The 13,446-nt window shown below is 60.0% G+C and carries 9 protein-coding genes; 4 read left to right on the top strand and 5 right to left on the bottom strand.

Annotated features, from left to right (window positions below):
* Position 1 precedes the first annotated feature (1 nt).
* Together ACOOHD_RS02920 and ACOOHD_RS02915 are read right to left on the bottom strand one after the other, a co-directional pair.
* On the bottom strand, positions 2 to 3,160 hold the full coding sequence (locus tag ACOOHD_RS02920) for a SusC/RagA family TonB-linked outer membrane protein (protein ID WP_420460065.1): 3,159 nt from the start codon (positions 3,158 to 3,160) through the stop codon (positions 2 to 4).
* A gap of 50 nt (positions 3,161 to 3,210) precedes the next feature.
* The gene (locus tag ACOOHD_RS02915; RefSeq protein ID WP_420460064.1) at positions 3,211 to 5,490 is read right to left on the bottom strand and encodes an alpha-L-rhamnosidase C-terminal domain-containing protein; all 2,280 of its coding nucleotides are present in this window, start codon (positions 5,488 to 5,490) and stop codon (positions 3,211 to 3,213) included.
* A 46-nt stretch (positions 5,491 to 5,536) separates the two neighbouring features.
* On the opposite strand from ACOOHD_RS02915, the gene ACOOHD_RS02910 reads away from it, so the two are divergent.
* Positions 5,537 to 7,006, top strand: coding sequence for an ArnT family glycosyltransferase (locus ACOOHD_RS02910; protein ID WP_420460063.1), 1,470 nt, complete (start codon positions 5,537 to 5,539; stop codon positions 7,004 to 7,006).
* A gap of 80 nt (positions 7,007 to 7,086) precedes the next feature.
* On the opposite strand, the gene ACOOHD_RS02905 is transcribed toward ACOOHD_RS02910, so the two are convergent.
* Both ACOOHD_RS02905 and ACOOHD_RS02900 read right to left on the bottom strand, forming a co-directional pair.
* Positions 7,087 to 8,604, bottom strand: a complete 1,518-nt coding sequence (locus tag ACOOHD_RS02905; protein ID WP_420460062.1) for a GH3 auxin-responsive promoter family protein — start codon at positions 8,602 to 8,604, stop codon at positions 7,087 to 7,089.
* Positions 8,605 to 8,607: 3 nt separating this feature from the next.
* On the bottom strand, positions 8,608 to 9,411 hold the full coding sequence (locus tag ACOOHD_RS02900) for a patatin-like phospholipase family protein (RefSeq protein WP_420460061.1): 804 nt from the start codon (positions 9,409 to 9,411) through the stop codon (positions 8,608 to 8,610).
* A gap of 75 nt (positions 9,412 to 9,486) precedes the next feature.
* On the opposite strand from ACOOHD_RS02900, the gene ACOOHD_RS02895 reads away from it, so the two are divergent.
* Complete coding sequence (locus ACOOHD_RS02895) at positions 9,487 to 10,203, top strand: SDR family oxidoreductase (protein ID WP_420460060.1); 717 nt, start codon at positions 9,487 to 9,489, stop codon at positions 10,201 to 10,203.
* A gap of 173 nt (positions 10,204 to 10,376) precedes the next feature.
* Here the strand turns inward: ACOOHD_RS02895 and ACOOHD_RS02890 are convergent, their stop codons facing one another.
* A complete protein-coding gene (locus ACOOHD_RS02890; RefSeq protein ID WP_420460059.1) occupies positions 10,377 to 11,672 on the bottom strand; it encodes a hypothetical protein in 1,296 nt (431 codons plus the stop codon).
* A 175-nt stretch (positions 11,673 to 11,847) separates the two neighbouring features.
* Between ACOOHD_RS02890 and ahcY the strand changes: the two genes are divergently transcribed.
* Positions 11,848 to 13,173 carry an adenosylhomocysteinase gene (ahcY, locus tag ACOOHD_RS02885; protein ID WP_420460058.1) on the top strand — a complete coding sequence of 442 codons (1,326 nt, stop codon included), beginning with the start codon at positions 11,848 to 11,850 and terminating at the stop codon, positions 13,171 to 13,173.
* Complete coding sequence (locus tag ACOOHD_RS02880; protein WP_420460057.1) at positions 13,173 to 13,445, top strand: hypothetical protein; 273 nt, start codon at positions 13,173 to 13,175, stop codon at positions 13,443 to 13,445. The genes ahcY and ACOOHD_RS02880 overlap by 1 nt, the downstream gene beginning before the upstream one ends.
* The last annotated feature ends 1 nt before the right edge of the window (position 13,446 follow it).

Raw genomic sequence — 13,446 nt, 5'->3', positions numbered from 1 at the left:
CTTAAAGATTGAAGTTGAGCCCGAAGGAGAAGGTCCGGGTCGAGGGGTAGGTATTGTAGTTGATGTTGCGCTCAAAGGCGTTGGAGGCGCGGCCGATCTCGGGGTTGCCGTTGAAGGCCGAAAAGACCAGGGCGTTCTGGATGGAAAAGCTCGCCGTCAGTCCCCGGATGGTGGGTACGCTCTGCAGCAGCTCGTCGAATTTGTAGCTGAGGGTGACATTGCTAATTTTGAAGAAGGAGCCGTCGATAACGGACTCGCTAGACGGGGTACGAAAGCGCTGGGAACTAGCTGGGGTCTCAGTGGTCGGCACGCGTAGACTGAAGTCCGTATCACCGGGGCGGAAACGATCCATCACCTCACTGCGCACGTTGAAAACGCCGTCGGTGTTGAGCTCGATCTCACGGGCCAGGTCGAAGATCAGTCCCCCCTGCTCGCCGTAGCCCACGATGCGTAGACCGAAGTTGCGGTAAGTCAGGAAGCTGGTCAGGCCATAGTTAAAGTCGGGGAACGGGTTACCGAGAAACACATAATCGTCGGCTACCTCGAGCTCACCGTCTCCGTCGCCATCCACGTACCGCGGCGAGCCGGGCACGGCACCCGGGTAGCGGGGAATGTCGCTATTGGCTAAGTCCTCCTCGGTAAACAAGCCGATGATCTGCAGGCCGTAGTAATCACCCACCGGGCGGCCGGTAAAGCTGCGTACGATCTGAGTACCATTACCGGCCCGCGTCTGAAAAATGGGTGTGTTGTCAAAGCCGAGCTGTAAAATCTCATTCTTATTGTGGCTGATGTTGGCGTCGACGGTCCAGACCAAATTATCCCTTACGACCGGTTTGGTACGAATTTGAAACTCCACGCCGGTGTTACGAATGCTACCGATGTTACTGCGCACGTCGGGAAACCCACTGATACCCGGCAACTGCGCCCGGAAAAGCAAGTCATTTGTGGTCTGCCGGTAGTAGGTAGCTTCGATGTTGACCTTATCCTGCAGGAGACCGAGCTCCACGCCAATGTCTGTCTGCTCGATCTGCTCCCAGGCCAGCAGGGGGTTCGGTAGGTCCGTGACGGAGAAGCCTCGGGCAAGTGCGCCGCCGAGGACGTACTCCTGACCACCGATGTCACCCTGGTACTCGTAGTTGCCGATGCGGTTGTTACCCGTCTCCCCCACCGATACCTCGAAGCGAAGATCGTTGACCACGCCGGTCGGGAACCAGGGCTCCTTGGACACCCGCCAGGCGACGGCCAGGGAGGGGAAGATGGCGGACTTCAGCCCCGGTCCGAAGCGACTACTGGCGTCGCGGCGCACGTTGGCCGTGAGGTAGTATTTCTGTTGGAAGTTATACTTGAGGCTACCGATGTAGCTGACCAGGGCCTGCTCGGCGAAGGATTCGTTAGCATTGAAAAATATGCGCGTCTCGTCGGGATTGGTGGGATTGAAAGTAGCAATATTGCCGCTGTTGAACAGCGAAAAGTCTTCGTTGACGATCCGGTCGCCGCTAGCGTTAAAGAAGGTCTCCTGTGTCCACTCTACGATGTAGCCGGCCAGGGCACCGAAGTTATGGTCGCCGAAGGAGCGATCGTAGGCCGCCGTTGTCTCGCTGACCAACCGGAGGTTTTCATACCGACCGGTGCCGGCACTCGAACGACTCTGGGGATCGTTGTTGATTGCCGGAGTGAGTCCATCGCCCAGAACGCCGCTGGGCCTGAAGTTTCTACCACGGTTGAAGAGTAGGTTAACTCCGAGTAGTTCTTTGAATTGCAGTCCCTCGATGGGGGTGGCCGCTAACTGAAATTGGGAAAGCACCTGGCGGTTGACCTGGGTGCTGCGGAGGTTCTCGATGCGGTAGAGGGGATTGGTCTGGTAGAACGGAAGTAAGGCCCCACGGGTAGACTGCGTAAGGTTACCCTCATCATCGTAGGCCGGGGCACTGGGGTCGGCCCAGCGGGCCACCTGCAGGGGGTGGTAGGCCTGGAACTGCCCGACGCCGGGGTCGATTCCGGCGACGTTCGATTCCGTCTGCGAGGGGGAAATATTGACGCCGAATGACAGCCAGTCATTTATCTGGGCATCGAGGGAGGCGCGGAAGGTGTACCGGCTGAAGTCCGTGTTCTTAATTACCCCCTCGTTGCGGGTGTAGCCGCCGGAGAAGGAGTAGGTGACGTTGTCGGTACCCCCGCGAATGCTCATATCCACGTTCTGCCGGCTACCCGTGCGGGTGATGAGGTCGTACCAATCGGTGCCCTCACCGTACTGCTCGGGATTGTCGTAGAGCGGGTTGTAGTCTTCGGGGTCGATGTTGGGGTCGTCCTCCTCCCGCTGTCGGAGAAAGGTTGCTAGCTCCGTGGCATTCAGAACATTCGGACGTTCGAAGTCCGGGATGGTCTGCACCGCCGTGGTCATGTTAAAATTGATAGTTGGCTTCCCTTTTCTGCCCCGCTTCGTCGTGATGATGATGAGTCCATTACCTGCCCGGGAACCATATAGGGCCTTACCCGAGGCGTCGCGGATCACGCTCACGCTCTCGATGTCATTGGGGTTGATGAGGCTCAAAAAGTTGTTTTCCTGAGCGTTATAATTACCGAAGGGAATGCCGTCAATCACGATGAGCGGAGCGTTATCACCCGAGGTACCTACCCCACGCAGCAGAAGCTCCGCTCCTCCATCGGGACGGCCCGAGCCCGTGCGGATCTGCACTCCGGCCACCTGTCCGCTCAGCGCCTGGTCAAAGCTATTGACCTGGAGGTTCTCGATCTCCTTACTGGTCACCTGGTCCACGGCCCCTACAATATCCTCCCGCTTCGCCTCCCCGTAGGCGACCACCACCACCTCCTGCAGCGTCTCCGGATTATCCCCCATGGTGATGTTGATGGTCGTGCGGCCGTTGATGGGCTCCACCCGCCGCTCGTAGCCTACGTAACTGAACACCAGGCGGTCATCCTCCGGCGTAAGGTTGAGGGTGTAATTGCCGTCCAGATCGGTGACCGTGCCGGAGGCAGTGTTGTTCTCCGGGTAGACGCTCACGCCAATCAGAGCGATGCCGTCTTCGTCAAGGACGCGCCCGGTGACGACGGTCTGGGCAACCAGCCAGCCGGAACAGAGGAAAACGAGCAGAGAAAGGACGGTTCGCCATACGGCGGTGGGTGGTGGTGTAAGTTGCATACGATCGAGTTCCAACAGTTAAGTCCCCGAAATATGCGGATTACTCACCGTTATGGCATCCTGTACTGTCCGGTGCGGGTGGCACGCAGGTGAAGGACCCGTGGGGAGGAGCTATCTAAATAGATTCGGTTGGGTCTAGCGGCTGGTGGGTGGTAGCGGGCATGATTGAGGTAGTCGATGCGGTAGCCCGGGGGAAGGACCACCTCGCCCTCGGTGCCCTCCGGCACGGTGAGGTGAAAGTCCATTCGATCGCCGTCCATACGGTAGCTGACCGTAAAGGGCCCCCGCACGGAAGGTACGGTCGCTTGCACCTGCGTCAATCCGCCCGGCTGGGGCGCCACGCGGAAACTTCCGTAGCCCGGACTCGTCGGAGCCACCCCGGCCACATACTTACTCAGCAGCGTGAGCGGACCGCCCGACCAGCCGTGGTTGTAGGTGCCGCCGCCGTAGCCCTCCGCCCCGATGCCCCAGCCCTCCCAGAGGGTGGTGTAGTTGGGGTGGTCGATCATCTTGCGGTAGCGCTCCCTCATGCGCTGCAGGGCATGCTCCGGCTGCTGCATCTCGAAGAGGGCCTCCAGGATGTACTTTTCGGAGTACGGACTGGCGTGGTAGGGACCGCGCAGTACGCTATTTACCACCGAATAGTAGTCTTCGGGAACTAGCCCGGCAGCCATGGCGATACCCTGCGGACGGTCGTCGATCGGGCCCTGCTTGCGGGGACCTCGGTAGCCCGCCGGGGTGGCCAGTAACTCATTGAAAGCCTCGCGATGAGCTACTATGCGGGAGTCGATAGCCCGGGTGTCCTTACCCAGTACCTGCTCCATCAGCTGCATACTCCGCAGCGCCTTGTGGTACCAGACGTTGTAGACGGCCGTGGAGTCGATGTTCTCGCCCCAGTCGAGCCAGGTCCAGCCCCCCCGGCGCTCTTCGACCAGTCCGTCGTCGAGGATGGCGTAGAGATCAAGGTAGCGGCGAAAGTGGGGGTAGACGTAGGCCAGCGTGGCCGTATCGTTCGTGTAGGCGAAGTAAGTGGGCATACTCGATACAGAGGCCAGCATCTGGGTGGGCAGCTCCTGGTCCCAGTTGCCGGCGGGCACCGGGGAGTAGAGGGCCCCGTCGGGCTTCTGCCACTCCACCAGATTGCTGATCGCCTTACGGATGAGCGGGAAGGCGGTGGTATCGGCGGCGTAGAAGAGCTCTTCCATCACGATCACCACGTCGCCCCACCACTGGGCGCGCTCGCGGTCAGGACTGTCCTGAATCGCATCGCGGATGTTTACGTTCAGCGTAGTTAGCGACTTGTCCCATAGTACGTTGAGGCTGCTGTCGTTACAGGTGAATGAACCGGTATAGTTGGCTGGGTAGCGGGTCTCGCGGTAGGCCAGTTGGTGTACTTCAGTTCCCTTCGGGAAGGTGTATACCATATAGTGACCATTCATGAAGGCCAGTTGTTCGTAGCTCTGCCGGCCCGCGCGGGTGATGTACTCGCCGCGCACGTTGGGGGAGCCGCCGCCGCGGTAGTTGTCAGTACGCAGGTCGACGAGCTGCCCTTCCGCCGGAGCCGTGATGTCGAAGTAGGGCGTGATCGTGATGTTAAGGGGCAGGTAGGCGCGCACGATGAGGCTGCTATCCGTTTCTTCCTCTTCCAGGCGTTCGTAGGGGACCAGCCCGCCGTCGCGCCACTGCGGGAAGGGGCGCGGCCAGAGTTCGCCCCAGGGGGCGGTACCGGGAGGGCCGGCGGCAACGGGGGTCTGGGGGTTCCGATCAACGGATGTCTCCGGGCGGGCGTCGAAGTGCACGTTGGATTCCGGGAGGCGGTAGTTGGGTTTGGGGTTGCTGGTTTCTCCGTAGGCGGGGTGGCGATTTACCGTCCAGTCGGCGGCCGTAAGCGGGTGTCCTTCCAGGTCAAAGAGTAGCCCGGCGGCCCCACTGTTCTTGTGATTAAAGCCCTCCTTTCCCCAGAACCACTGTAGCAGATACACACTGTTCTGACCCTTAGCCACGTAGGGGGCGATATCTAGCGTATCGAAGTAGGTGGCCGTTGGCGTGGGCCCCCGGCGCAGCTGCCCCTCGAAGACGATCAGTGAGTCGTTGAGGTAGAGCCAGTACTTGCTGTCGGTGGCGATACGGAGGGGGAGGCGGTCGGGTACTTCGGTGAGGGTGAGGGTGGTCGTCCATTCCAGCCATTGGTTGGGGGCGGCTACGTTTTTGGGCGGGGTGAGCCAGGTGGCCGCGGCGCTAAACTGCTCAGTTGCCGGGCCGTACTGCTGGGCGCGCAGGCCCATGTACATGAGATAAACGAGGCTGATGAGGAGGTAGTAGCGGGTCACGGGCAGGCCTAGGTTCGGCGCTTAAAGTAAGGCTTACCTTTGGTCCATGCGCACGAAGCTGCTACTACTGGCCGTCCTGCTGGGATTGATCGGGCACCATGTATACTTCTTTTACGGCCACTTTGGCTTTGACGATCTGCACTACGCGGAGCTGGCCAGCGAGCTGCTACACGGGCGTGTTGATTTCGCCAATCAGTATTCCTACCGCATCGTCCCCATCGGTCTTACGGCGCTGAGTTACGCCGCATTCGGCATTTCTGATTGGTCTACGGCACTTCCCGCACTTTTGGCCTCGGCCATCATCCTCCTCATTTTCTACCGGCTCTTCCGTTTTGTTCACTTCTGGATGCTGGTCCTCGCGCTAGTCGCCTACTTTGGTATGCCGTGGAATCTATTTTATTCCGACAAGCTCATGCCGGACATCTTCGTGAGCGCTTTCTGTTTTGGGGGTTGGGCGGCGTACTTACAGTACAGAACAAAGGGACGGGCGGGGCCGCAGGTGCAGGCGGTGATAGCGGCGGTATGCCTCTTCCTCGCGTTTAACTCTAAGGGAACGGTGATTCTACTCGTGCCGCTGTTTACGGTCTACCTCATCCATGATCTGCTCCGGGGAAGATGGCGTTTCTGGCTGACGTTCACTGCGGTGTGTATACTGTTGTTGACCATTTATTTAGGTGCGATATACCTGCTGACGGGCTCGGCCCTCGCCCGCTTCTCGGCCATCGCGGGTACCCACTACCTCAATCCCTGTTCCTACGACATCCTGCCGCGGGCGGAGCTATGGAGCCGACTGACCTACGGCTTTTACGGACTGATCGGGAGTGCCGGCATGCTACCCCATTTAGTCACTGCCGTGGTGGGTCTTGGTGTAATTGGTTATGGCGGTAAGGCGTATCGCGGGGCGGCTCTTTACCCCATCACTACCCTGCTATCGCTGGCGTCCATCAACTTCATGACCATTTCGCTGACGTCCTACAATCCGGTCTGTCTGGACCCGCGACACATCCTGCTGTTTTCACCTATACTGAGTGTGTGCAGTGTACTTACCCTGGCGGCGATTCTACGGGTATTTGGTTGGCGGACGGATACCTGGGGCTTCCGGATTGCCGCCGTCGTAGCTTCGGCACTGCTGCTCTACCCTACCCTACGGCAGGTCCGCTACGGTACCACAGTGGGCTACGAAAGGGTCAAATTAGCCTACACCGAGCTGATCGAAGGCACTCCCCGCCCGGTTGTGCTATACGGCTCCGAGGTAAGTACAAATTTAGGCCACTACTACACCCGCTTTGCTGGGGATACGGGGGGTATCTATTTCCGCAACCTGGACGCGTTGCCGGATTGTCCGACTGGAAGTTCGGATACAACGCGGTACCTGCTACAGTCGTGGTATGCGGACTGGCACGCGGGGCTATCGCGAGATGCCATTACAAGATCGGTAGCTGCGCACGGCACCACCGCGTCGGTAAGTGAATTAGAAGTTTCTGGCCTCGAGCTAAGCAAACTTGAGTGTAATTAACCCCCTGTTGCTGTACAGCATCTATCGGCTAGCAGCGTGATGGTTATAATCAACCGCCTCTGCGGTTCGCTCATCTTTCTTTACAACCGCCCCAGCATATCCTCCAAAAACTCCCGGTGATTCGCCAGCCGCGGCACCTTATGCTGCCCGCCCAGCTTGCCGCGACTCGCCAGCCAACTCCGGAAAAATCCCTCCGGCACCACCGTCAGCGCATGGCGCACGATGGCGTAGTCATTACCCCGCTTGGCCGCGTAGTTGTAATTCTTTTCCTGCAGGGCGCGGTCCAGGGCGGTGTTGAACTGCTCCAGGTCCTCCGGCGCCCGCTCGAACTCGATGAGCCAGTGGTGGCGACCGGGCTTGCCCACCTCGATGTAGTCCGGGGCTACGGTAAAGTCACGCACCGTTGCACCCGCGATCCCGCACGCCTCCACTAGGGCCTGTTCCGCCTCCGACCGCAGCAGGTCTTCGCCAAAGGCGTTGATGAATTCCTGGGTACGGCCCTGGATGACGATGCGGTAGGGATCAGTCTCGGTGAAGGCAATCAGGTCGCCCATGGGGTAGCGGTACAGACCCGCCACGGTGGTGATGAGCATCACGTAAGACTCCCCGGTGCGCACGCCGGACAACGGCACGGCGGCCCCGTAGTCCTGCCGCTGGTAGTCCGCCCAGGGGATGAACTCGTAGTAAATGCCCGTGGTGAGCAGCAGCAGCATCGTGCGCAGCTCGTCCCGATCCTGCACGGCAAAGAAACCCTCCGTCGCGTTGTAGATCTCCTGGAAAATGAAGCCCGGCTTCGGAAACAGCCGCTCGAACTGCCGCCGGTAGGGCGCGAAGTTCACCCCCCCGTGCTTGAACACCGCCGCATCGGGCCAGACGTCGAGCATATTGTCGCCACCGTGGATCTCGAGGATGCGGCGGTACAGCGGCAGGTTCCAGGTAGGCACCCCACCCAGAATGGTTATGCCCGACTCGTGGGCGGCCAACTGGGCAATCTGCTCGATCTTTTGCTCGTAGTCACCGGCCGTAGCCAGCTCTACGTCAGGAATGTACAGCGGCCGCATCACGCGCGGGATGCTACGAATGATGACGGCGCTGATGTCCCCCTTCGGCAGCCCCGACCGCTCCTCGATGCCCTTGTAGGCCCCGCCGATGAGCAGGTTCTTATGGCTGAATACCTGTAGCTCGTCGTCCTTTTCGTAGAGCGCGGCCAGACTCAGCCAGCTGCCCTTGAGGTGAATACCGCTTACCGCACTCTGTGGCAGCGGCAGATACTTTACCGAGCCGGTGGTGCCACTGGTGGTAGCGATCCAGGCGGCCGGATCGTGGGTCATCACGCGGTCTTCCCCGGCCAGAATGCGATCAATGTAGGGACGGTGCTCCTCGTAGCTGCGTACCGGCACGGCCTCGGCGAAACGGCGGGGGTCCTTCATCAGTCGAGAGAAGTCGTGCTCCTTCCCGAAGGCCGTAGTCCGGTTGTAGCGCAGGATGTCCTGCAGCACCCCGGCCTGCAGGTGCAGCGGCTCCTCGTAGTGCCCCCGCAGCTCGCGGCGGTAGCGGCTAAGGTAGGTTTTGAACAGTGAGTTGACGACGGCCAGCATACCTCAGAATAGCGTTTCGAGCAGCTCCCGCTTGCTTTCGAGCGAGCGCAGAATATAGGGCAGCCGCTTACGGGTGTGCTCGTAGCCTACATCGTGCAGATCGGTCAGTCGGTTCAGGTTGAAGATGTGGTATTCGTTCAGGTCGTGGGGATCGAGCACGACGTCGCAGAGCTCGGCCGAGGGTAGGGTATTGGCCATGATCGATAGATCGAAGCAGCGCCAGACGATACCCACCACCGTCTTTACGTCCGCCGCCTTCAGGTTTTCGTAGGGCATCAGGTTGCTGCCGATAATGAAATCGGCCTGATTGAGCAGCGGCCTCACCGGCATATTTTCGATTACTCCGCCGTCGACGTACTGGTTGCCGTTGAGCACCACGGGGCGGAACAGGAAGGGGATGCCACAGCTGGCGGCTACCACATCGTGCAACGGACCCTGGTCCCAGCACTCTAGCTGACCGGTGTTCAGGTTCGTCACCCCGATGTGCAATTGGTGGCGCAGCCCCTCGAAGGTGTTATCGGGTATAACCGTGGCGAGGCGCTCCTTCAGGTAGTCGCTGCTGGTCAGCCCCATCAGCGGCATCCCGATTTTATAGAAGCGAAAGATGGAGCTTTCCAGGGCGAAGCTCATCATATCGTCGCAGCTCACCCCGGCCGCGTACATGCTTCCTACCAGGGCTCCCGCACTGACTCCCACAACGCGGGTAGGTACGATGCCCGCCTCGGTCAGTGCTCGTAACGCCCCAATGTGCGCTGCACCCCGCGCGCCGCCGCCCGAGAGCGTGATTCCAATGGTCAGTTCCTGCATACTCCTCAGTAAGACAAGCCGCCGTCCACCCCGGTTGCGGCCCAACCTTTAAACGCAGGCCGCGTTGGCAGCAGCATGGAAAATCTAGCAAATAAGACCGCCTACATTACCGGCGGCAGCAAGGGCATCGGCTACGGCATCGCCGAAAAACTGATGGCCCAGGGCGTCAACGTCATCATCACCAGCCGCAGCCAGCAGAGCGCCAATAAGGCCGCCAGCGAGCTAGAAAAGATGGGCCACCCCGGTAAGGTACTCGCCGTAGAGGCCGATGTACGCGACCTTGAAAGTCAGCAACGTGCCATTGACCTGGCGAAGCAGGAGTTCGGCACCCTCGACATCGTGGTAGCCAACGCTGGCGTGGGTCACTTCGCCCCCATCCAGGAGCTTACCCCTAAGCAGTGGCAGGAGACCATCGACATCAACCTCACCGGCGTCTTCAACACCGTGAAGGCCTCGATCGACGGACTGGCCGCGTCCAAGGGCTACCTCATCACCATCGCCAGCCTAGCCGGTACCAACTTCTTTGCAAAGGGCTCGGCCTATAACGCCTCTAAGTTCGGCCTCGTGGGCTTCACCCAGGCCGTGATGCTCGACGTGCGCCAGCAGGGCATCAAGGTCACCACCATCATGCCCGGCTCGGTAGCTACGCACTTTGATGGTAATACCCCGGATAGTAGTGATGCCTGGAAGATCCAGATCGAGGACCTTGGTCAGCTGGTGGTGGATCTGCTGAAGATGCCGGCGCGTACTTTGCCTAGTAAGGTGGAGGTAAGGCCGGCGCAGCCGGCTTAGGAGGTACGATTTACCATTTACAATGTACCACGTACTATGTACCATTTACGTCTTAGCTCGCTTCGCTCGTCTTTGCGGCAAAACTATACGACCCACGAGCCCCGATAGCTATCGGGGGAGCTGCCCCACCAAATTGTACATGGTACATTGTAAACGGTAAATTGTAAATCCCCCTATTCCCCAGTCCCGAGTGACTCACTAGGGTCCTCAGCCGCAGTCCGCCGCATCACCCGATCGATCCTGGTAGCCAGCACCTGGTGGTCATACGCCGAGTTGCGCCCCAGCACGTTCGACATCAGCGCCACCAGGTACCGGGCCCCGTCGGGCTGCTCCACGATGGCCACGGAGTTCATGTAGTTCATGCGGTTGCCGCGGTACTTGCCGCAGCTGGTGCCGGGCTTGCAGCCGTACAGACTGCCTGATTTAAAGTACACGCCCGCCGAGTCCAGTACCGGGGCATGGGCGTAGCGGATGCGGCGGTCGGTCATGTACATCAACCGCTTGATCTCCAGGCTACTGGGGGCATCTACTACCTGGCCCGATTCTAGAGCGGTGAGCCATTGCATCAGGCCGCGCACGGTACCGGTGCTGCCGCCCTTCGGAGGTACGATGGCGCTTGCTCCCCGCGTAAACATGGTACCCAGTCGCCAGGCGTCGCCTTCGATGCCCATGTCGCGTAAGGGGCCGTTGACAATGTCCTCGCCCAGGCCGCGCAGCCGGCTGCGGTCGATGGTGTCGAAGTAGGTCATCATATCGTCGTGGCCTAGATCGGGGTAGTCCTTGCCGAAAACCCGCATCAGCAGCGCCTCGCGCCATACGATACTGGCCGCCCCGTTGTTGCTCACCGAGAGCATGTGGTCGACCCACTGGTAGAGGTTAAACTCATCGCTGGGATCGACCCGCTTACGGGCGTAGCGCTCCGAGGCCGTGTCGTAAAGTGGAATGGTGTGGTGGTCGTACACGCCGAAGGGGCCGGCCTTTACCACCTTCGACTGCATCAGCTCCCAGCGAGCCGCGTAGTCATCGGGGTAGAGGTTCTGCAGCTCGCAGAAAAAGGCAGTCACCACGGCCAGTTTACCCACGCTGCCCGGTTGGTAGCCGGCCGTAGGATTACGCTCGGCGTAGCGGTGGGGGCGGCCCTCCGTCATATCGAAGACGGCCACCGAGTACGAAGGGTGCATGTCGGGAAAGATCTGACCGATCTCTTCCTGCAGCTCCGCATCCACTTCGGGCAGCTCGTAGAGGGGGTCGTCCATCAGGTTGAGCCGCACGTACTCCAGCTCGTGGCGGGCTCCGTAGGGCAGGGTGCGTAGCAGGGTCGTGCTATCCATCCGCGTCAGCCGGACCAGCCGTTCGATGCCCGTCAGCGCAAAACCGTCGATGGGGTAGCCCCGCACCGGCGGCGTGGGAAATAGCACGGCAAGTAACACGAGGCAACACAGCGCAAGGCGCACAAGTCGGAGGGTCATAACTGGGAAAGGCTAGCTGATACAGTAGCGCCCACGGCAAGTGCTTTATTGGGCGGGGACGCAGGTGCAACGCAATCGAATGAGCTCAGAGCCGAACAAAGGTAAGTAGTCAACCATTTTCACCTCCACCACTTATAGCCACTAGCGGCACCGTACTTTTGCCGCCGCATAAACCATGACCACCCCCATGCCCGATACACAGATACGCCCTACCTACAAAGTAAAAGACATTAACCTGGCCGAGTGGGGCCGCAAGGAAATTCGCCTGGCCGAGGCCGAGATGCCCGGCCTGATGGCCCTGCGCGAGCAGTATGGCGAATCGAAGCCGCTGCGCGGCGCCCGCATCGCCGGCTGCCTGCATATGACCATCCAGACCGCCGTGCTCATCGAGACGCTCGTCGAGCTCGGTGCCGAGGTCACCTGGTCGAGCTGTAACATCTTCTCCACCCAGGACCACGCCGCCGCCGCCATTGCCGCCGCCGGTATCCCCGTCTTCGCCTGGAAGGGCATGAACGAGGAGGAGTTCAACTGGGCCGTCGAGCAAACTCTGCGCGCCTTCCCCGACGGTGAGCCGCTCAACATGATCCTCGACGACGGCGGTGACCTCACCAATATGGTCTTCGATGAGTACCCCGAGTTGGTCGAGGGCATCCGTGGCCTGAGCGAGGAGACCACCACCGGCGTGCACCGCCTGTACGAGCGTATGAAGAACGGTACCCTGGTGATGCCAGCCATCAACGTCAACGACTCGGTCACCAAATCGAAGTTTGACAATAAATTCGGCTGTAAGGAATCGGCCGTCGACTCCATCCGCCGCGCCACCGACATCATGATGGCCGGTAAGGTCGCCGTCGTAGCCGGCTACGGAGACGTCGGAAAGGGTACCGCCGCCAGCCTGCGCGGTGCCGGCGCCCGGGTCATCGTCACTGAGATCGACCCCATCTGCGCCCTTCAGGCTGCCATGGACGGCTACGAAGTCAAGCGCATGGACAATGCCATACCCCGCGCCGACATCGTCATCACCGCTACCGGCAACTTCAACATCCTCACCGAGCGCCACTTCCGCGCCATGAAGGATAAAACCATTGTCGCCAACATCGGCCACTTCGACAATGAGATTGACATGGCCTGGCTCAACAAGAACTACGGCCACACCAAGGACAACATCAAGGCCCAGGTCGATCTGTACAACATCGACGGCAACGACGTCATCGTGCTCGCCGAAGGTCGCCTGGTGAACCTGGGCTGCGGCACCGGCCACCCCAGCTTCGTCATGTCCAATAGCTTCACTAATCAGGTACTGGCCCAGATGGAGCTCTGGGAGCACAGCGAGAAGTACGACAACAAGGTCTACATGCTACCCAAGCACCTCGACGAGCAGGTCGCCCGCCTCCACCTCGAAAAGATCGGCGTGGAGCTCGAAGACCTTAGCGAAGCTCAGGCAAAGTACATCGGCGTGGAGCAGAACGGGCCGTTCAAGCCGGAGCATTATCGGTATTAATGGGTAACCCCAAAGAAGGTGCCTCACCTCCCACCTGGAAGCTGATGCTGGTCAAGTGGCTCGGCCTGTTCCCTATTCTACTGGTAATCGCCTACGCCCTCAAGTGGTTGAACGTGGAACCGCTATGGTTCAAGCTGATCTGCGAAACGGCCATCCTGGTGCCCTTGCTGAATTACGTTATTACGCCGATGATGGATAGCCTCTTCTCGGAGTGGTTGTACAAGGGGGTGGATCAGGACAAGCAGCAGCAGAGCGTCAACATCGGCTCCTGAA

The sequence above is a fragment of the Neolewinella sp. genome (genome assembly GCF_965214665.1).
Lineage (GTDB): Bacteria > Bacteroidota > Bacteroidia > Chitinophagales > Saprospiraceae > Neolewinella.
Note: the sequence above shows the minus strand (reverse complement) of the source record. Positions and strands in the feature narration are given on the sequence as shown.